Source organism: Pseudomonas sp. RIT623, assembly GCF_004519305.1.
Taxonomy (GTDB): domain Bacteria; phylum Pseudomonadota; class Gammaproteobacteria; order Pseudomonadales; family Pseudomonadaceae; genus Aquipseudomonas.
Window position 1 is genome coordinate 1 of sequence record NZ_SOZA01000048.1, and the last position, 20,694, is coordinate 20,694.

Here is a 20,694-nt window from a genome sequence, read left to right on the forward strand (position 1 = left end):
CGCTCCATTCATCCGGCCCCTGCGCTTCGCTCCGGGGTTCCCTCACTTCGGCCTTGCTCCCGGGAGGGCCGCGCTGTAGGGCCCATCCTGGGCCCCAGCGCTTGACGGGCATCCATGCCCGTCACCTCCCTACGCAAGGCCTGCGTTCGGCCTCCTGAAGTCGCGAAGTTAGGGGCGGCGTCTGCACTGGCGCAGCTAGTCGCTAGTTGAATGTGTGGGAGCTCTGGTGCGCATCGCGGGGTACGCCCGCTCCCACGCCAAACCGGTAAAGTGGCCAAGCGTGGAAGTTGGCTTGCACCACGACGGCGTTGGAACAAACAACACATTTCCAACTGACAAACCAAAAATCCCTGCTCTTGATCTGCTCTTGATCTGCTCTTGATCTGCTCTTGATCTGCTCTTGATTTTGCTTTTAAGCGCGCAATAGTCCAGGCGCCGCCAATTGCGACTTCAGGAGGCCGAGTGGAGTTCTTGCGTAGTGGGGCGACGGCCATGGATGGCCGTCGAGCGCTGGGGCCCAGGATGGGCCCTGCAGCGCGGTACCCACGGGAGCAAGAACGGAGCGAGGGAACCCCGGAGCGCAGCGTAGGGGCCGGATGAATGGAGCCAGCGGTTTTTGCCTACTTTTGCCCGCGTGCAAAAGTAGGTCGCCGTAAGGGCGAAAAGGTGACTAAGTGTCGACATCGTCTACGAATGCGCATAAAGGATACAAAACCCACACTATAAAACCCGAACCCGACCCCCCCAAGAAAACCCCCATCCCCAAAAGTTGGAAAGCTTCTTGCAAAGCCAGCGCCAAGCGCCACCTAGGCGTCAAAGTTTTGCTTGAAGAGGACTCGCGGTGGATCGCACTCAGTTAATCAGCAACGCCCGCAACAACCTGGCCGGTCTCGGCCGGGGCAACCTGGGCGTGCCGCTGCTGCTGCTGGTGATGTTGGCAATGATGATGTTGCCGATACCACCCTTCCTGCTCGACGTATTCTTCACCTTCAACATCGCCCTGTCGATCGTGGTCCTGCTGGTCTGCGTCTACGCCCTGCGGCCGCTGGACTTCGCCGCGTTCCCCACCATCCTGCTGGTGGCGACCCTGTTGCGCCTGGCCCTCAACGTCGCCTCTACCCGCGTGGTCATGCTCCATGGCCAAGAGGGCCACGGCGCCGCGGGCAAGGTGATCCAGGCCTTCGGTGAAGTGGTGATCGGCGGCAACTACGTCGTCGGTGCGGTGGTGTTCGCCATCCTCATGATCATCAACTTCGTGGTGGTGACCAAGGGCGCCGGGCGCATCTCCGAGGTCAGCGCGCGCTTCACCCTCGACGCCATGCCCGGCAAGCAGATGGCCATCGACGCCGACCTCAACGCCGGCCTGATCGACCAGGTGCAGGCCAAGGCGCGCCGCGCCGAAGTCGCTCAGGAGGCCGAGTTCTACGGCTCGATGGACGGTGCCAGCAAGTTCGTTCGCGGTGACGCCATCGCCGGCCTGCTGATCCTGTTCATCAACCTGATCGGCGGCATGCTTATCGGCATGCTGCAGCACGGCATGACCTTCGGCGACGCCGGCAAGGTCTACGCCCTGCTGACCATCGGTGACGGTTTGGTGGCGCAGTTGCCGTCGCTGCTGCTGTCCACCGCCGCCGCGATCATGGTCACCCGCGCCTCGGGCTCCGAGGACATGGGCAAGCTGATCAACCGGCAGATGTTCGATTCGCCCAAGGCCCTGGCGGTTTCCGGGGCGCTGATGATCGTCATGGGCCTGGTGCCAGGCATGCCGCACGTTGCCTTCCTCAGTCTCGGAGCGTTGGCCGGTGGTGGCGCTTACCTGGTCTGGAAGAAGCAGCAGAAGGCCAAGGTGGTTGCGCTGGAGGAAGCCCAGCGCCAGCAGGACCTGCTGCCCTCGCCGCAGCGTGCCATGGAAACCAAGGAGCTGGGCTGGGACGACGTCACCCCCATCGACATGATCGGCCTGGAGGTCGGCTACCGCCTGATCCCGCTGGTCGACCGCAACCAGGGTGGCCAGTTGCTGGCGCGCATCAAGGGCGTGCGCAAGAAGCTTTCCCAGGACCTGGGCTTCCTCATGCCCACCGTGCATATTCGCGACAACCTCGACCTGGCCCCCAGCGCCTACCGCCTGACCCTGATGGGGGTGATCCTGGCCGAGGCCGAGATCTACCCGGACCGGGAACTGGCGATCAACCCCGGCCAGGTGTTCGGCACCCTCAACGGCATCGCCGCGCACGACCCGGCATTCGGCCTGGAGGCGGTGTGGATCGACGTTGGCCAGCGTGCCCAGGCGCAGTCATTGGGCTACACCGTGGTGGACGCCAGTACCGTGGTCGCCACTCACCTCAACCAGATCCTGCAGAAGCACTGCCATGAACTGATCGGGCATGAGGAAGTGCAGCAATTGCTGCAGGTGCTGGCCAAGGTCTCGCCGAAACTGGCCGAGGAAGTGGTGCCGGGTGTCATTTCCTTGTCGGGCCTGCTCAAGGTGTTGCAGGCGTTGCTTGCCGAGCAGGTGCCGGTGCGCGACATCCGCAGTATTGCCGAAGCCATCGCCAACAATGCAAACAAGAGTCAAGATACCGCCGCGCTCGTGGCGGCGGTACGTGTCGGATTGTGTCGCGCCATCGTGCAAAGCATTGTCGGCGTTGAGTCCGAGCTGCCTGTAATCACCTTGGAACCAAGGTTGGAACAGATTTTGCTCAATAGTTTGCAAAGGGCCGGGCAAGGTCAGGAAGACGGTGTTCTTCTTGAACCAAGCATGGCCGAAAAGCTTCAGCGTTCGTTGATCGAAGCCGCCCAGCGCCAGGAAGTGCAGGGCCAGCCGGCCATCCTCCTGGTTGCCGGCCCGATCCGCGCCATGCTGTCGCGCTTCGGTCGCCTGGCTGTACCGAATTTGCATGTTTTGGCGTATCAGGAAATACCTGACAACAAGCAAGTCACCATCGTTGCCACCGTGGGCCCCAATGGCTGAGGTAGTGGGTTATGCAAGTTAAGCGTTTTTTCGCCGCCGATATGCGTCAGGCCATGAAGCTGGTCCGTGATGAGCTCGGCTCCGACGCCGCCATCATCGGCAACCGGCGCATCGCTGGCGGTGTCGAACTGACGGCTGCGCTGGACTACAAACTGTCCGCCCTGGCCCCGCGCGTACCCAACGTCGAGCTGGAAGACGAGCTGCGCAAGACCCAGTCGCGCATCGTTACCGCTCAGGCCGAACTGAGCGGCCGTGGCGAGGCGGGCGAGGGCGGTAACCGCCAATTGTTTGCCGGCCAGTCGCTGACCGCGTCCGAGCCGCTGATCGAGCCGCAGGTCGATGAGCCCGCGCCAGTAGCCGCTCCGGCCGCCGCAGCGGTCGACCCACGCCTTTTCGATGCCATGCGCTTCGAACTCAATGGCCTGCGCGAGCTGCTCGAAGTCCAGCTCGGTTCGCTGGCCTGGAGCCAACTGCAGGGCAGCAAGCCGCAGCAGGCCAATCTCTGGCGCCGCCTGCAGCGCCTGGGCCTGTCTGGTGGCCTGGCTCGCGAACTGCTCGAGCTCACCGCCGAAATCGAAGAACCGCGCCAAGCCTGGCGCATGGTCCTGGCGCACCTGGCGCGGATGATCGACGTGCCCGAGATCGAACCCATCGAAGAAGGCGGGGTGATCGCCATGGTCGGCCCCGCCGGCATGGGCAAGACCACCACCCTGGCCAAGCTGGCCGCGCGCTATGTGCTCAAGTACGGCGCGAACAACCTGGCGCTGGTGAGCATGGACAGCTTCCGCATCGGCGCCCAGGAACAGCTCAAGACCCTGGGGCGGATCCTCAACGTGCCGGTTACCTACGTCGACCCGGGCGAGTCGTTGGCCCAGGCCCTGGAACCACTGCTGCGCAAGCGCGTGGTGCTGATCGACACCGCCGGCTTGCAGGCCAGCGACCCGGCCCTGCGCATGCAGCTGGAAACCCTGGCCGGGCGCGGTATCGCCGCCAAGAATTACCTGGTGCTGGCAACCACCAGCCAGAAACAGGTGCTCACCGCCGCCTACCACAGCTACAAGCGCTGCGGCCTGGCCGGGTGCATCCTGACCAAACTGGACGAAACGGCCTGCCTCGGCGAAGTGCTGAGCCTGGCCATTCGTCACGAACTGCCGGTGGCCTATCTGACCGATGGCCCACGCATTCCCGACGACCTGCAATTACCGCGCAAGCACCAGTTGGTGAGCCGCGCGGTCAGCGTGCAGCTGCAGGACGAGCCCAGCGACGAGGCCATGGCCGACATGTTCGCTGATCTGTACCACAACCCTGGCAAGCGCGCGGGTTGAGGGTGAATACTGTGCAAAGTACCTACATCATGGGGTTGTCCGGCCGGACCGTGGCCTTGACTGTTCAGCCCCTCATGTGGCCTGGGTCCAAGCGAGACAAGGTAAAGAACAGACATGGGTAGCATGCATCCCGTACAGGTGATCGCCGTGACCGGTGGCAAAGGTGGCGTCGGCAAGACTAACGTTTCAGTGAACCTGTCCCTGGCGCTGGCCGAGCTCGGCCGTAGGGTCATGTTGCTGGACGCCGACCTGGGCCTGGCCAATGTGGACGTGCTGCTGGGGCTCACGCCCAAGCGCACCCTTGCCGATGTCATCGAGGGCCGCTGCGAGCTGCGCGACGTGCTGTTGCAGGGGCCGGGTGGTGTGCGCATCGTGCCGGCGGCCTCCGGCACGCAAAGCATGGTGCACCTGGCGCCGGCGCAGCATGCCGGGCTGATCCAGGCTTTCAGCGAGATCGGCGACAACCTCGACGTGCTGGTGATCGACACCGCCGCGGGGATCGGTGACTCTGTGGTCAGCTTCGTTCGCGCCGCCCAGGAAGTGCTGCTGGTGGTGTGCGACGAACCCACCTCGATAACCGACGCCTACGCCCTGATCAAGCTGCTCAACCGCGATTACGGCATGAACCGCTTCCGCGTGCTGGCCAACATGGCCCAGAGCCCGCAGGAAGGCCGCAACCTTTTCGCCAAGTTGACCAAGGTCACGGATCGCTTCCTCGACGTCGCCCTACAATACGTCGGCGCCGTGCCTTACGACGAATGCGTGCGCAAGGCGGTGCAGAAGCAGCGAGCGGTCTATGAGGCCTTCCCTCGGTCCAAGTGCGCGCTGGCCTTCAAGGCCATTGCGCAGAAGGTCGACAGCTGGCCGTTGCCTGCCAACCCGCGGGGCCACCTGGAGTTCTTCGTCGAGCGCCTGGTGCAACCCACCAGCGCAGGGCCCGTGCTATGAACGCGAGCGGTTTCAAGATGTACAGCAAGGCGGCGAAGGACGCCCAGTATGAGCTGGTTGAACGCTACGCGCCGCTGGTCAAGCGCATCGCCTACCACCTGCTGGCGCGGCTGCCGGCCAATGTCCAGGTCGAGGACCTGATCCAGGCTGGCATGATCGGCCTGCTGGAAGTGGCCAACAAGTACGACGCCAGCAAGGGTGCCAGTTTCGAGACCTACGCCGGTATTCGTATCCGTGGCGCCATGCTCGACGAGGTGCGCAAGGGCGATTGGGCGCCGCGTTCGGTGCACCGCAACACGCGCATGGTCAGCGATGCGATTCGCTGTGTTGAAGCAAAGACCGGTCGCGACGCTAAAGATCACGAGGTTGCTGCCGAACTCCAATTGAGTCTCGATGATTACTACGGGATTCTGAACGACACCTTGGGCAGCCGCCTGTTCAGTTTCGACGACCTGCTACAGGACGGCGAACACGAAGGGCTGCATGAGGACGGAGCCAGCGGCCAGCTGGAGCCATCGCGGGACCTGGAGGACGAGCGCTTCCAGGCCGCCCTGGCCGATGCCATCGCCAACCTGCCGGAGCGCGAGCGCCTGGTCCTGGCGCTGTACTACGACGAAGAACTGAACCTCAAGGAAATCGGTGAGGTGCTGGGGGTCAGCGAGTCGCGTGTCAGCCAGTTGCACAGCCAATGCGCGGCACGTCTGCGCAGCCGTCTGGGTGAATGGCGGGCGCGTTGAGCCAAGGTTTGATGCAGTCGTATTTTGTGGTGCCGAATTGATTGACTGCGCGCTCGGCGCCGAGCGCGTTTAAGACTGCTTGGAGGTCTAATTGAACAAAGACATGAAAATCCTCATCGTTGACGATTTTTCGACGATGCGGCGGATCATCAAGAACCTGTTGCGTGATCTGGGCTTCACCAATACCGAAGAGGCCGACGACGGCACCACGGCACTGCCGATGCTCGAAGCCGGGCATTACGACTTCCTGGTGACCGACTGGAACATGCCTGGCATGTCCGGTATCGACCTGCTGCGCAAGGTGCGTGCCCACGATCGTCTCAAGGGCATGCCCGTGCTGATGGTGACTGCCGAGGCCAAGCGCGACCAGATCATCGAGGCGGCCCAGGCCGGCGTCAATGGCTATGTGGTCAAGCCTTTCACCGCCCAGGTGCTCAAAGAAAAGATCGAGAAGATCTTCGAACGCGTCAACGGCTGAGTCACGTCAGGGGGCGCCATGGAGTCAATCAACAACTCGCTGGGTGAGTTCGAATCAACCCTGAAGAAGCATGCCCAGGAGCTGGTCGAGAGCCTTGAGCGCGGCCGGTTCGGCGAGGCCGTGCAACTGATCCACCAACTGAACCAGACCCGCGACCGCGGTCTGTACCAGGAAGTGGGCAAGCTCACTCGCGAGCTGCACAGCGCGATCGTCAGCTTCCAGATCGACCCGGCGATGCCGCAGGCCGAGGAAGTCTCGCAGATCACCGATGCCACCGAGCGCCTCTCCTACGTGGTGCGTCTCACCGAAGGTGCCGCCAACCGCACCATGGACCTGGTGGAGGAGAGCACCCCGGTGCTCAATGCACTGGCAAGCGAGGCCCAGGACCTGTCCGCCGACTGGCAGCGCTTCATGCGCCGCGAAGTGGCGGCGCCGGAATTCCGCGAGCTGGTCAAGCGCGTCGACAGTTTCCTGACACACAGTGCCGAAGGCAACCGCAAGGTCTCGGGCCACCTCAACGACATTCTGCTGGCTCAGGACTATCAGGACCTGACCGGCCAGGTGATCAAGCGGGTGACCGCGCTGGTCACCGAAGTAGAAAGCAATCTGCTCAAGCTCGTGCTGATGGCCAGTCAGGTCGACCGCTTTGCCGGCATCGAACATGACCACCAGCAGCTGCGTGCTGAAAAAGATCAAGAAAAACATCCGACTCGGGGTGAAGGTCCGCAGATTCATGCCGATAAGCGTGAAGACGTCGTGTCCGGTCAGGACGATGTCGATGATCTGCTGTCCAGCCTGGGTTTTTAAGGAGCACGTTTAATGAGCTTCGGCGCCGATGAAGAAATCCTCCAGGATTTCCTGGTAGAAGCCGGCGAAATCCTCGAGCAACTGTCCGAGCAACTGGTCGAGCTGGAAAGCCGGCCCGATGACGCGGACCTGCTCAATGCGATTTTCCGCGGTTTCCACACTGTAAAAGGGGGCGCCGGCTTCCTCCAGCTCAACGAGCTGGTGGAGTGCTGCCATATCGCCGAGAACGTGTTCGACATCCTGCGCAAAGGTGAGCGTCGGGTCGACGCCGAGCTGATGGACGTGGTGCTCGAGGCACTCGACACGGTCAACAGCATGTTCGGCCAGGTGCGCGAGCGCAGCGAAGTGACCCCGGCCACCCCGGAGCTGCTGGCGGCGCTGTCGCGCCTGGCCGAGCCGGGTGGCGCCGAAGCGCCGGCCCCAGTGGTCGAGGCCGAGCCGGTCGCCGAGGTAGCGGCCACCGAGCCCGACATCACCGACACCGAGTTCGAGCAACTGCTCGATTCGCTGGATGCGGTCAAGGCCGAAGCAGCCGTTCACGAGCAGATGCAAGGCGAGCAGGTCACTGGCCAGGGTGACGAAATCACCGACGCCGAGTTCGAGTCGCTGCTCGACCAGTTGCATGGCAAGGGCCAGTTCTCGGCTGAAGCAGCCGTCAGCGAGCCTACGGCCGCGGCGCCGACCAGCGACGAAATCACCGACGATGAGTTCGAATCGTTGCTCGACCAGTTGCACGGCAAGGGCACCTTTGCTGTCGACGCCCTGCCGACTGCCGTGGCGGCGGCCCCGGCGGCGGACAGCGCCGCGCCGGTTGCCGCGGGCGACGAAAATATCAGCGAACACGAATTCGAAGCGCTGCTGGACCAGTTGCACGGCAAGGGCAAGTTCTCCGGCGATGCCGTCGCTGCCGAGGCACCCGCCGCTGCCGTGGCTGCCGCGCCGGCGGCGCCCAAGGCCGAGGTCAAGCCGGTCGCCAAGCCAGCGCCAGCGCCAGCGCCGGCGCCTGCCGCCGCTGCAGCACCGGCTGGCAAACCTGCCGCGCCAGCCCGTGCGCCGGCCGCTGCCGCCGAAAAGCACGGCGCCAGCGAAGCGGAAACCACCGTGCGCGTCGACACCGCGCGCCTGGACGAAATCATGAACATGGTCGGCGAACTGGTGCTGGTGCGTAACCGCCTGGTGCGCCTGGGCCTGAACAGCGGCGACGAGGCCATGTCCAAGGCCGTGTCCAACCTCGACGTGGTCACCGCCGATCTGCAGACCGCGGTCATGAAGACTCGCATGCAGCCGATCAAGAAAGTCTTCGGCCGCTTCCCGCGACTGGTCCGCGACCTGGCCCGCCAGTTGAAGAAAGAGATCAACCTGGAGCTGGTCGGTGAAGAGACCGACCTCGACAAGAACCTGGTCGAGGCCCTGGCCGACCCGTTGGTGCACTTGGTGCGCAACGCCGTCGACCATGGGGTCGAGATGCCCGATGAGCGCGAGGCCTCCGGCAAGGCACGCACCGGCCGCGTGGTGCTGTCCGCCGAGCAGGAGGGCGACCACATCCTGCTGTCGATCTCCGACGACGGCAAGGGCATGGACCCCAGCGTGCTGCGGGCCAAGGCCGTGGAAAAGGGCCTGATGGACAAGGACGCGGCCGATCGCCTGAGCGAGTCGGACTGCTACAACCTGATCTTCGCCCCGGGCTTCTCGACCAAGACCGAGATCTCCGATGTGTCCGGCCGTGGCGTCGGCATGGACGTGGTGAAGACCAAGATTTCCCAGCTCAACGGCTCGATCAACATCTTCTCGGCCAAGGGCCAGGGCTCGAAGATCGTCATCAAGGTGCCGCTGACCCTGGCGATCATGCCGACGTTGATGGTGATGCTGGCCAACCAGGCGTTCGCCTTCCCGCTGGTCAACGTCAACGAGATCTTCCACCTCGACCTGTCGCGCACCAACGTGGTCGATGGCCAGGAAGTGGTGATCGTGCGCGACAAGGCGCTGCCGCTGTTCTACCTCAAGCGCTGGCTGGTCCAGGACCACGAGCACGAGGAACAGCACGAAGGCCATGTGGTGATCCTGTCGGTCGGTACCCAGCGCATTGGCTTCGTGGTCGACCAGCTGGTTGGCCAGGAAGAGGTGGTGATCAAGCCGCTGGGCAAGATGCTGCAGGGGACCCCGGGCATGTCCGGCGCCACCATCACCGGTGACGGGCGCATTGCGCTGATCCTCGACGTACCGAGCATGCTCAAGCGTTACGCCGCCCGGCGTATTTGATTTCGGTGGCGCGCCCTGGCGGGTGCGCCGCCTAATGGAGTGTTTATGGCAGTCAAGGTCCTGGTGGTGGATGATTCTGGTTTCTTCCGCCGCCGTGTCTCGGAAATTCTCTCGGCGGACCCGACGATCCAGGTCGTGGGCACCGCGACCAACGGCAAGGAAGCGATCGACCAGGCGCAGGCGCTCAAGCCTGATGTCATCACCATGGACTACGAAATGCCCATGATGGACGGCATCACCGCGGTGCGGCACATCATGCAGCGCTGCCCGACACCGGTGCTGATGTTCTCCTCGCTCACCCATGAAGGCGCCCGGGTTACCCTCGATGCGCTGGACGCCGGTGCGGTCGACTACCTGCCGAAGAACTTCGAGGACATCTCGCGCAACCCCGAGAAGGTCAAGCAGATGCTGTGCGAAAAGGTCCATACCATCTCGCGCAGCAACCGTCGTTTCAGCGCCTATGCCGCCCCGGCCGCCGCGCCAGCCCCGGCCAGCAGCCATGCCCCGACCAGCAGTTTGGCCAGCAGCGCCCCGGCGCGTACCGCCCCGGCCCGAGCCACGGCACCGGCTGCCGCGCACTCGCCGGCGCCCAAGCGCAAGCCTTACAAGCTGGTGGCCATCGGTACCTCCACCGGTGGCCCGGTGGCCCTGCAGCGCGTGCTCACGCAACTGCCGGCCAGTTTCCCGGCGCCGATCGTGCTGATCCAGCACATGCCGGCGGCTTTCACCAAGGCTTTTGCCGAGCGCCTCGACAAGCTGTGCAAGATCAGCGTCAAGGAAGCCGAGGACGGTGACGTGCTACGCCCAGGCCTGGCTCTGCTCGCCCCTGGCGGCAAGCAGATGATGGTCGACGGCCGCGGCACGGTGAAGATCCTGCCGGGCGATGAGCGCCTGAACTACAAGCCTTGCGTCGACATCACCTTCGGTTCGGCGGCCAAGTCCTATGGCGACAAGGTGCTCTCGGTGGTACTCACCGGCATGGGCGCCGACGGTCGCGAAGGCGCGCGCCTGCTCAAGCAGGGCGGTAGCACCGTATGGGCCCAGGATGAAGCCAGTTGCGTGATCTATGGCATGCCCATGGCCATCGTCAAGGCCAACCTGGCCGATGCCGTGTACAGCCTGGACGAAATCGGCAAGCACCTGGTCGAGGCGTGCGTCTGATGGATGTCCTCAGCCTTATCGGCCTGATCCTCGCCTTTGTCGCCATCGTCGGCGGCAACTTCCTCGAGGGTGGCCATGTCGGCGCGCTGCTCAACGGCCCGGCCGCGCTGATCGTGCTGGGTGGCACGCTGGCGGCGGCGCTGCTGCAGTCGCCGCTGTCGTCGTTCAAGCGCGCCTTGCAGATCGTGCGCTGGATCTTCTTCCCGCCACGGGTCGACCTGGTCGGTGGCATCGACCGGGTGGTGAACTGGAGCCTGACCGCGCGCAAGGAAGGCCTGCTGGGCCTGGAAGGCGTGGCTGACGCCGAGCCCGACCCTTATGCGCGCAAGGGCCTGCAACTGCTGGTCGACGGCGCCGAACCCGAGGCCATCCGCAGCATCCTCGAAGTCGACTTCCTTACCCAGGAAGCCCGCGACATCCAGGCCGCCAAGGTGTTCGAGAGCATGGGCGGCTACGCGCCGACCATCGGCATCATCGGTGCGGTCATGGGCCTGATCCACGTGATGGGTAACCTGGCCGACCCGTCGCAGTTGGGCAACGGTATCGCCGTGGCCTTCGTCGCCACCATCTATGGCGTGGCCAGCGCCAACCTGATCCTGCTGCCGATCGCCAACAAGCTCAAGGCCATCACCCTGCGCCAGTCGCGCTACCGTGAAATGCTCCTCGAGGGCCTGCTGTCGATCGCCGAAGGCGAGAACCCGCGCTCGATCGAGCTGAAGCTGCAAGGCTTCATGGAGTAAGCCATGGCCCGCCGTCGTCATACCGAGGAACATGAAAACCACGAACGCTGGCTGGTGTCGTATGCCGACTTCATCACCCTGTTGTTCGCCTTCTTCGTGGTCATGTACTCGATCTCCTCGATCAACGAGGGTAAGTACAAGGTCATCTCCCAGGCGCTGATCGGGGTGTTCAACGACCCCGATCGGACCATGAAACCGATCCCTATCGGCGAGGAGCGGCCGCTGTCGGTGCGTCCGGCCGAGCCGTTGATCAAGGACAGCGAGCAGACCGACGCGGGCCTGGCGCAAAGCAGCGCCGACCCGCTCAAGACCATCAGCGACGATGTTCGCGATGCCTTCGGCGACCTGATCAAGTCCAACCAGATGACCGTGCGCGGCAACGAGCTGTGGGTCGAGATCGAGCTTAACTCCTCGCTGCTGTTCGCCAGCGCCGATGCCATGCCTAGCGATGTCGCCTTCGAGATCATCGAGAAGGTGGCGAAGATCCTCAAGCCGTTCGCCAACCCGGTGCACGTCGAGGGCTTCACCGACAACCTGCCGATCCGCACCGCCCAGTATCCAACCAACTGGGAACTGTCCTCGGCGCGGGCGGCGAGCATCGTCCGCCTGTTGGCCATGGAAGGGGTCAACCCGGCGCGCATGGCATCGGTGGGCTATGGCGAGTACCAGCCGGTGGCCAGCAATGACAGTGCAGAGGGCCGCGCGCGCAACCGCCGCGTGGTCCTGGTGATTTCGCGCAACCTCGAGGTGCGTCGCAGCCTGACCGGCAGCGGCAGCGCCAATGCCACCCCCGATGCCGCGCTGCGCCGGGCTGGCACACAAAGTGCACCAGCCACGCCTGCATCGGTGGCGGGGCAATAACTCGTCAATTCTCTGTCGCCGTGTGCCTGTGGGAGCCGGTTTCCACAGGGTTCGGCGACATTAACGAGTCAAGAGTTGTCCTATGAGAGTCTGGGCAGTAGCCAATCAAAAAGGTGGCGTCGGCAAGACCACCACCACCATCGCTCTGGCCGGCCTGCTGGCCGAGGCGGGCAAGCGCGTGGTCGTGGTCGACCTGGACCCCCACGGCTCGATGACCAGTTACTTCGGGCATAACCCCGACGCGCTCGAGCACAGTTGCTATGACCTGTTCCTGCACAAGGGCACGGTGCCCGAGGGCCTGCCCGGCCAGTTGCTGCTGCCCACCAGCGACGAGCGCATCTCGCTGTTGCCGTCGAGCACCGCGTTGGCAGTGCTGGAGCGCCAGTCGCCGGGGCAAAGCGGCCTGGGCCTGGTGATCGCCAAGAGTCTGGCGCAGCTGTGGCAGGATTTCGACTTCGCCTTGATCGACAGCCCACCCTTGCTCGGTGTGCTGATGGTCAACGCCCTGGCCGCGAGCCAGCAGTTGGTGATCCCGGTGCAGACCGAGTTCCTTGCGGTCAAGGGCCTGGAGCGCATGGTCGGGACCCTGGGCATGATCAACCGCTCGCGCAAGCAGGCGCTGCCGTATCAGATCGTGCCGACGCTGTTCGACCGCCGCACCCAGGCCTCGCTGGGCACGCTGAAAGTGCTGCGCGACACTTATGGCGAGCAGGTCTGGCAGGGTTACATTCCGGTTGATACACGTCTGCGCGACGCCAGCCGCAACGGCGTCACGCCGTCGCAGTTCGATGGCAAGAGCCGTGGCGTGGTGGCCTACCGGGCGCTGCTCAAGCACCTGCTCACCTACCGTTCTACCTTGCAGGTGGCGTGATGAACCAGGCCCGGCCTATCACCAGCAAGCCCCAGATGGCCCTGCAGTCCTACCTCGACGGATTGCTGCAGGAAGCCACCGAGACATTCGACCTGCCGGAGCAAGCACCGGCAGTCACCGCGCCTGCGCTGGAAGCGGCGCCCAGCGATGACTTCGAGGCGGCCGTCCGTGAGGAGCAGGCCCGCGACGCCCAGCGTCAAGACGTTCCCTCGCCAGTGCTGGCACGGCCGTTCGCCGAGCCGCAAGCCAAAATCTTGCCCACCGTTCTGCCCCCGGTGCCCCCTGTAGAGGCGCCGGTGGTCAGCGTGGCGGAAACCAGCGTGGTGGCCGAAGCCAGTATTGCGCGACCCACCGAAGCCCCGGCCGCCGAGTTGGTGGCGCCGCTGGTCGAGCTGCATGCCCCGGTCGCGCCTGCTGCGCCGACCCCGCCGGTGACGGTCGATGGGCGTCCGGCCTGGGCCGCCGAGCCATTCGAATGCCTGCTGTTCGACGTGGCTGGCCTGACCTTGGCGGTACCCCTGGTCTGCCTCGGTTCGATCTACACCCTGGCCGGGCAGGAGCTGACACCGTTGTTCGGCCAACCGGACTGGTTCCTCGGCATTCTCACTTGCCAGGCGGGCAACCTCAAGGTGCTCGACACGGCGCGTTGGGTCATGCCCGACCGCTACCGCGACGATTTTCGTCAGGGCCTGCAGTACGTGATTTCCGTGCAGGGCTATGAATGGGGCTTGGCGGTCCACCAGGTCAGCCGTTCGCTGCGCCTGGACCCGAACGAGATCAAGTGGCGCAGCCAGCGCGGGCAACGCCCGTGGCTGGCCGGCACGGTGATTGAACACATGTGCGCGCTGCTCGATGTGGCCGAACTGGCCGAGCTGATCGCCAGTGGCGCGGTCAAGCAGATGAACACCAAACACAACTGAATCAACGCCGCTACTGCCGCGGCTACACAGAGCACACCGCCAAAGGCGGGTTTAGAGGGCTAGGGGAATGAAAAAGTCGTCTGCACAAGGTTCCGAAGATCCGATCCTGCAATGGGTCACCTTCCGTCTGGACAACGAGTCCTACGGCATCAATGTGATGCAGGTACAGGAAGTGTTGCGCTACACCGAGATCGCTCCGGTGCCAGGTGCGCCGAGCTACGTGCTGGGCATCATCAACCTGCGCGGCAACGTGGTGACGGTGATCGACACCCGCCAGCGCTTCGGCCTGATGTCCAGCGAAGTCACCGACAACACCCGCATCGTCATCATCGAGGCGGACAAGCAGGTGGTCGGTATCCTAGTCGACAGCGTCGCTGAAGTGGTGTACCTGCGTCAGTCGGAGATCGAGACCGCGCCGAATGTTGGCAACGAAGAGTCGGCCAAGTTCATCCAGGGCGTTTGCAACAAGAACGGCGAGCTGCTGATCCTGGTCGAACTGGACAAGATGATGACCGAGGAAGAGTGGTCCGAGCTGGAGAACATCTGAGTTGATCTTCGAGGTTGCTGTCATCTTCCTGGCGCTGCTCTGGGCGCTGAGCCTGTGGTTTTTCCTCAACTACAGCAAGCGCCAGCGTGAGCTGGCCGCCCAGCAGGCCGAGGGCGATGCGCTGCGCGACCAGCGCATCAAGGACCTGGCCAAGCGCCTGGACGATTACCAGAACGGCACCGTGCGCATGGGCGAGGCAATCCATGAACTGCGCGCGGTGGTCGCGCCGCTGCCCGAGAAGTTGCAGCAACTCGAGCAGCGCGACCCCAACAGCGTCACCTTCACCCAGGCGGCCAAGCTGGTGGTGATGGGCGCCAGCGTCGAAGAGCTGACCCAGACCTGCGGCTTGACCCAGGCCGAGGCGCAGTTGATGAGCAAGCTGCACCGCGGCGAGTGACGAACCGGGCGACTTTAGTCGCCCGGTTTTTTCAGGGTCAGCTCCAGGAATGCGCGTTGCCGATGTCCACGAGGGCGCTAAGCGCCTGGTCTCTTTTCTCGGCGGCATCAATGTCGCCGAACGGCTCGGCCATGAGGAAGCGGAAGTTGCGTTGAGGCATTGATCTCAGCTTGGCAATCTGTCGCAGAATGCGCAGCCGGGACAGTTCCTCGTTATCTACATCGTCAATCACGTCGTTCAGCAGGCGAGGTCCTGTCATTCTGCTCAACTCCTTGACGTACTCTTCGTAGCCGGCTTGCCCTTGTAGCGGCCTGCTGTCATAGAAATCTGGCCTGTCGAGGAAGCGTTCGCGCATCACCTCGGAGATTCTTTCCAGGGTGTAGTTGTCCGCATGGCTTCCGATTATGCTGGTGCCGTACTCCAGATACATGCCCATGAGGTCGTTACTCATCGGGGCGCTTAGCACCAACCCTTCCTGAGTCGTTCTCAAGATGGTCGAGGCGATCAGTGCCTTGGTGTCCAGATTGTTCGTGGCGATCTGCAAGGTATCATCGACATCCATGTAAATTCCGCCTTCCGCATTGAGTAGCGGGTAACGGAGTACGTCACAGGCCGAGGCGAAGTGTTTCATCTCAATGGCCTTTTTGTATTGGGCGTGGTACTCGGTATCCTTGAAGTCTTTGAAGGGTTGTTCGTCTTCCAGCTTCAATATCTCCAGCGTGTCGCTGTATTGCGCCAAGTTTGTCTCGTTGCTGGCGAATGCCAGTGGGTTTTCCGCTGACAGATACAGCCGATAGCGATATTGGGTGCCTCGCAAGCGTTCGACGTTGGTGCCGACAGTTTTCAGCAGGTCTTCAGGAATCACATTGTCACCCACCCAGATACTGATGATTGTCTTGGGCAGTACTTTCAGTTCGGTGCCGGTGACCGCTGGAATTTCGATCGGCAGCTGCAAGTCGATACCGAGAGCACGCAGTGTCTTCATGCGCATCTCGTTTGTAACCAGGCGGTTGGTGCCCTCCAACGCAACCAGACCGTTGCTTTGATGAGTGACTTGATAGAATGTCGGCTGCCTTTTTTCGGCATCCGACTCGAGAGTGAATGCGTCGTGTTCGCTGTCGTACCGTACAACGACCTTGCGTTCGTCCAGGACTGCTTCCAAGCGCGTGGCGCCAGTTTCTTCATCAATGACTCTGTTTACCCACTGAGCTACGGGGCTATCTCCCGCAGATACGGTTGGCAATGGGAATGAGGGGCGAGAGAAGTAGCGTGCCGGGCCATCTTCCGGTAACCGGGGAGGGTCCATGGGGCTCAGGGAGTAGCCCACCTGATCGTTCACTCGCGTCGGCAGGACGAATCGCCAGTTTTTGCCTGGGAACAGGACTTGCGCGCGGGTCGCCAGTAGCAAGGGCAGCGGTGCGGCATTTAGCAGGCCGAAGGTGATGTTGCTCACGCCGCCAGCCTTGTCCTCGGGCGTCTTGCCGTTGATTGTCTGATCAAGCCCCAGGCCGAACTGCACGATACCTCCGACGGCCAGCAGCGGTATGAGTTCAGGAACCACTAGCGCCAAGGGCGCAAGCAGATTGATCGAGGTCGTCAGGTAGTCACGCCAGCGGGCTTTGGTCACTTGCGCCTTGCTGGTGATCATAAAGTCGGCGTCGGCATAGCTGCGTTTGCGCTGGCTCAGTGTGAGGGCTTCGAACAAGTCACCCACGAGCAATGGGCTGTACTTGGGAAGCTTGTAGTTCACGTAGTCCCTGGGGGGCCAAGGACCATCGACGGTAAAACCTGGTCGGTTGGGCGATCGAGTGTGAAAGTGCGGGTAAGTGCCAAGGCCGTCCAGTGCGGTATCCAGCCCACTGAAGTCCAGGCCGTCGGGTGTATCGGCTAGTTTGAAGTACTGACGCAGGCGTTGGCGTTTTTTGCTGTCGCGGCACTGCTCGCCGAACCAGTCTTGCAGGGCGGTCATGCCGTCGAACTCATGGAAGGGCGATGAATTGCCCGGCAGATACACCAGTATCTGCGACTGTTGCGGGTCGGTGATCTGGATCAGGTCGGTTGCGGTGTAGCCATAGACGTTCAAGGGCCTGATCTCCAAGCCAGGATCTCGCGGCATGAGCCCTGCAGCCTGCCAGGCCAGTTGGCGACCAGCGTCGCTCAATGAGCCTTCCTGGACTTGTTTGTTGCAAGCGGCGATGAAACTCATCTGCAAAGATTGCCGATGGGTTTCCTGAGCATTTCTCCAGTAATTGTCCAGCAGCTTGGAGAAACGTGTATGGAAATCCAGGTTCCAGATGTACCGCTGCATGGCCTCGACATCGAGCGGCAGATGTGTGGTGCTGTCGTAGCGTGCGGGAGTGGTCCTGCGGAACAGACCGTTGAACACCGCGAAACGGGAGCTGTTGTCCAATGCTCCTGGTTCAGGCAAGTGCTCGACAATAGCCAATGGGCCACTTGGAAAATGGCCAGCCCAGTGGCCAGGAAGCCATTGGCCAATCCAGTTCTTGTCGGTCTCTCCTTGCCAGTTGGATAGAAGCGCCTGGGTGAGGGAAACGCGTTGGGCGATTACAGCTTGGTTGCCACGGTAGTGCAGGGTAACCACGTCGATCTGCTCGGGGTCGAGGTCATGGCCTTGCTGTTGAGCCCATTTACGAATAGCAGCAGAAGCGAGCTGGTCAGGGCGAGGAATGTGTTGCAAGTGGTCGCGGATGAACTGTTCGCCCGCGTCGTTTACGAATGTGGAGGCCATGGGGGTGCACTTGTACGAAGAATGAGCCGCCACGGTAGCGAAGGAGCGGGCGTGAATTGTTGTACATACTTACCACTCCGATCTGCGGGAGGAGGGCTTCGTGCGCCTCGCTCCCGCGAGCCATGCCGGTGATTCAGGGCTTGGCCCAGGCGTGATTCCCTCCCACACGTACTAGTCGGTTGAATGGCAATAATTGCCGCGAGACCGCCCGATAACGGTCCAGGTCCACGTACAGGCCGGCGTTGATGCGGGGCATCTGGTACAGATTGGTGATCTGTCTCAGCAGCTTCAGCGTCGGCAGGTGCCGGTCGACCACGTCGGTGAGCAGCCCGGGGCCGGTCAGGCGGTTGAGTTTGCCGGCATAGCGATAGAAGCCCTGCGGGTCCTGGCGCAGGCTGGGGCGGCTGGCATAGAAGCCTGGTTCGGCCAGGTAGCGGCTGCGCATTTCCTCGCTGATCGCCCGCAATGTCGGGTTGTTGGCGTGGCTGCCGATCACGCTGGTATTGAACTGGCAGTTCATGCCGAGCTTTTCATTGGACATCGGCGGGAACAGCAGCAGCCCGTCGTCGCGGGTGCTTAGCTCGACTTGCTCGATGGCTTCGCCGGGTTTGCCGAATGGTTTGCCGGCGGCGACGTGCGGATACTCACCCACCGTCAGCAGGCTGTCGTCCACGTCCATGTAGATGCCCCCTTCGCTATCGAGCATTGGATAACGCAGTACATCCGAGGCTGACGAGAAGTTGCCGCCAGCAATCGCGGCTTGGTACTGGGCATGGTAAGGGCCATCTCGAAAACTGATGAACCAGGGTTGTTGTTCCAGGGTCAGCACTTGCACGCCGGGTGCATGCATGCCCAGCAGGCGCAGGTTTTCGGCGTGGGCGTCAGCGTTGGCCCGGGACAGATAAAGGCGCAGGTTGTAGGTAGTGTCATTCAAACGTTCGGCGTTGTTGCCCAGGTTGGTCAGCAATGGCGCGTCGATGACCTTGTCGCCTACCCAGAGGCTGAGGAACTGCCGTGGAATTGGCCGCATGCCGGTGGTTGGCACGTCAGGTATCGCCACTGGCAGTTGCAGGTCCACGCCGAGTGCGCGCAGGGTGGCGATGCGCATCGGATCGGTGACGACCCGGTTACGCAGGTTCACCTGCAGCAGGTCGCGGCGTCCGGCCTGGGGAATGTAATGGGTCGGGTCGACTTCGTTGAGGTCGCCCTCGAAGATGAAGCTGTCACTCTCCAGGTCGTAGACCATCTCTGCGTTGTAGCCACCCACGGAGGCGGCCAGCAGGTCAGGCGTCCCGTCGTAGCGGGGGACCCGGTCGATGGCTGCATAGGTAGCGGCATCGGCACCCGGGATCGATGCGATGGCATCGGGGATATGAAAGTAAGGCGCGATCTCGTCGACCGGCAGGTGCGGTGGCGAGACTGGGCTCAGGGGGTATCCCAAGCGACCGTTGACCTCCTGGGGCGCGATGAAACCCTCGTTCTTGACGCGGTATAGCGCTACCTCGCGGGTCAGGCCGGCGTGCGCCAGCGGCAGGGCATTGAGCAGGCCGAAGGTGGCGTTGCCCACGCCCGCGGCGCGTTCCTGCTGGCCATGAGCATTGATGGCCTGGTCCAGGCCCAGGCCGAACTGGGCGATGCCGCCCAGCGCGAATATGGGTGCTAGTTCCGGCACCACGATGGCCAGCGGAGCTAGCAGGTTGATCGCCGAGCTCAGGTAGCCACGCCAGCGAGCTTTGCTCACTTCGCCGTTGCTGGTGATACGGTAGTCGGCATCCTCGTAGCTGCGCTTGCGTTGTTGCCGGGTCAGGGCGAGGAACAGGTCGTCCGCGATCAGCGGGCTGTACTGGTCGGGCTTGTAGTTGACGTAGGTGTGCGGATGCCAAAGGCCTTCGGCGGTGAACCCCGGGCGGTTGCTGGACAGGTGGTTGGGCGCGGGGTATAGGCCAAGCCCGTCCAGCGCGGTGGACAGACCGCTGAAGTCGAGGCCGTCGGGCACATCGGCCAGGGCGAAGTGCTGTTGCAAAGCGGCGCGGGTGCCGGGGTTGCGGCACTGGCTGGCGAACCAGTCCTGCAGCGCGCTGGGGCTGGCGAAAGCATGCAGTGGCGCGGCGTTGCCAGGGATGTAGAGCAGAGTCAGGCCGCTGGCCGGGTCGCTGATCTGCAGCAGGTCGGTGGCGGCATAGCCATAGATGTTGAGAAAGCGCAGGTGCAACGGTGTGGGCGCCTGCTCCAGCCCCGCCGCGCGCCAGGCGAGCCGGCGCGCCCGGTCGTCGAGGCTGCCTTCGGCGACCTGGCGGTTACAGGCGGTGATGAAAGCGATCTTCGCCGCCAGGCGGTGACTGCTGGCGCGGCGCCGCCAGTAGGTATCCAGCATGGTCTTGTAGGTACTGTGCAAGTCGAGGTCCCAGATGAACTGCTGGAAATCTTCCGCCGCGAGCGCGACATGAGTACGGGCGCTGTACTCGCTGGGGACGGTCTGGCGGAAAAGACCGTTGTAGATGCCGTAGGCGCTAGCGTTGGACAGCGGCTTCGGCGGGTCGAGCTGGTCGACCAGGGTGATGCGTTGGCTGTCCGGAAAGCTCCCGGCCCAGGGCCTGCCGAGTGCGGCACCGAGGAGGTTGTTGCTGGACTCGCCTTGCCAGTTGGCCAGCACCGCCTGGGTCAGTGTCATTTTCTGTTGCACGACCCCAACCTCGCCAATGCCGTGGCGCCATTGGTGGTGCAGCACGACCACATCGGTACGGTCGGGGTCCAGGGTTTGCCCGCGGCGAGCGGCCCAGTTGCGGATGGCCGTGGCCGCGGCGCGATCAGGGCGAGGGAAGTCCTTGAGGTGGTCGCTTACAAAGCGTACACCGGCATTGCTGACGTAACGGCTGTTCATCGTGGTGACCCAGCATGGATAGGGGGCGCCACGATGATCGAT

At 63.1% G+C, this 20,694-nt stretch carries 16 protein-coding genes; 14 read left to right on the top strand and 2 right to left on the bottom strand.

The genetic code is table 11. The features are described 5' to 3' along the window. The first annotated feature begins 841 nt into the window (after nucleotides 1–841). The 14 genes from flhA to E3U47_RS22665 all read left to right on the top strand — a co-directional run bounded on the left by flhA (nucleotide 842) and on the right by E3U47_RS22665 (nucleotide 15,022). A complete protein-coding gene (gene flhA / locus E3U47_RS22600) occupies nucleotides 842–2,971 on the top strand; it encodes a flagellar biosynthesis protein FlhA (RefSeq protein WP_134693808.1) in 2,130 nt (709 codons plus the stop codon). Between the two features lie 11 nt (nucleotides 2,972–2,982). Then, entirely contained in the window at nucleotides 2,983–4,296 is a 1,314-nt protein-coding gene (flhF, locus tag E3U47_RS22605) for a flagellar biosynthesis protein FlhF (RefSeq protein WP_134693809.1), read from the top strand. A 114-nt stretch (nucleotides 4,297–4,410) separates the two neighbouring features. After that, complete coding sequence (gene fleN / locus E3U47_RS22610; protein WP_016393812.1) at nucleotides 4,411–5,244, top strand: flagellar synthesis regulator FleN; 834 nt, start codon at nucleotides 4,411–4,413, stop codon at nucleotides 5,242–5,244. Continuing rightward, nucleotides 5,241–5,981 carry an RNA polymerase sigma factor FliA gene (gene fliA / locus E3U47_RS22615; protein WP_134693810.1) on the top strand — a complete coding sequence of 247 codons (741 nt, stop codon included), beginning with the start codon at nucleotides 5,241–5,243 and terminating at the stop codon, nucleotides 5,979–5,981. The genes fleN and fliA overlap by 4 nt, the downstream gene beginning before the upstream one ends. Nucleotides 5,982–6,084: 103 nt before the next feature. Further along, nucleotides 6,085–6,459, top strand: a complete 375-nt coding sequence (locus E3U47_RS22620; RefSeq protein WP_134693811.1) for a chemotaxis response regulator CheY — start codon at nucleotides 6,085–6,087, stop codon at nucleotides 6,457–6,459. Between the two features lie 18 nt (nucleotides 6,460–6,477). Beyond that, entirely contained in the window at nucleotides 6,478–7,266 is a 789-nt protein-coding gene (locus E3U47_RS22625; RefSeq protein ID WP_134693812.1) for a protein phosphatase CheZ, read from the top strand. A gap of 12 nt (nucleotides 7,267–7,278) precedes the next feature. Next, nucleotides 7,279–9,525: a chemotaxis protein CheA gene (locus E3U47_RS22630; RefSeq protein WP_134693813.1), complete on the top strand. Its 2,247-nt coding sequence runs from the start codon at nucleotides 7,279–7,281 to the stop codon at nucleotides 9,523–9,525. Between the two features lie 45 nt (nucleotides 9,526–9,570). Then, the gene (locus tag E3U47_RS22635; RefSeq protein WP_134693814.1) at nucleotides 9,571–10,686 is read left to right on the top strand and encodes a chemotaxis response regulator protein-glutamate methylesterase; all 1,116 of its coding nucleotides are present in this window, start codon (nucleotides 9,571–9,573) and stop codon (nucleotides 10,684–10,686) included. After that, nucleotides 10,686–11,426: a flagellar motor protein gene (locus tag E3U47_RS22640; RefSeq protein ID WP_134693815.1), complete on the top strand. Its 741-nt coding sequence runs from the start codon at nucleotides 10,686–10,688 to the stop codon at nucleotides 11,424–11,426. The genes E3U47_RS22635 and E3U47_RS22640 overlap by 1 nt, the downstream gene beginning before the upstream one ends. A gap of 3 nt (nucleotides 11,427–11,429) precedes the next feature. Continuing rightward, nucleotides 11,430–12,287 (top strand): flagellar motor protein MotD, encoded by an 858-nt coding sequence (motD, locus tag E3U47_RS22645; RefSeq protein WP_134693816.1) that lies wholly within the window; start codon nucleotides 11,430–11,432, stop codon nucleotides 12,285–12,287. An 82-nt stretch (nucleotides 12,288–12,369) separates the two neighbouring features. Further along, nucleotides 12,370–13,158, top strand: a complete 789-nt coding sequence (locus E3U47_RS22650; protein WP_134693817.1) for a ParA family protein — start codon at nucleotides 12,370–12,372, stop codon at nucleotides 13,156–13,158. Further along, nucleotides 13,158–14,078: a CheW domain-containing protein gene (locus E3U47_RS22655; protein ID WP_134693818.1), complete on the top strand. Its 921-nt coding sequence runs from the start codon at nucleotides 13,158–13,160 to the stop codon at nucleotides 14,076–14,078. The genes E3U47_RS22650 and E3U47_RS22655 overlap by 1 nt, the downstream gene beginning before the upstream one ends. Nucleotides 14,079–14,145: 67 nt before the next feature. Next, nucleotides 14,146–14,625, top strand: a complete 480-nt coding sequence (locus E3U47_RS22660; RefSeq protein WP_023630607.1) for a chemotaxis protein CheW — start codon at nucleotides 14,146–14,148, stop codon at nucleotides 14,623–14,625. 1 nt (nucleotide 14,626) lies between these two features. Next, entirely contained in the window at nucleotides 14,627–15,022 is a 396-nt protein-coding gene (locus E3U47_RS22665) for a DUF2802 domain-containing protein (RefSeq protein ID WP_134693819.1), read from the top strand. Nucleotides 15,023–15,059: 37 nt separating this feature from the next. Here the strand turns inward: E3U47_RS22665 and E3U47_RS22670 are convergent, their stop codons facing one another. Then, the gene (locus tag E3U47_RS22670; RefSeq protein ID WP_134693820.1) at nucleotides 15,060–17,771 is read right to left on the bottom strand and encodes a dermonecrotic toxin domain-containing protein; all 2,712 of its coding nucleotides are present in this window, start codon (nucleotides 17,769–17,771) and stop codon (nucleotides 15,060–15,062) included. Nucleotides 17,772–17,904: 133 nt separating this feature from the next. Beyond that, entirely contained in the window at nucleotides 17,905–20,652 is a 2,748-nt protein-coding gene (locus E3U47_RS22675) for a dermonecrotic toxin domain-containing protein (RefSeq protein WP_134693821.1), read from the bottom strand. Nucleotides 20,653–20,694 lie beyond the last annotated feature (42 nt).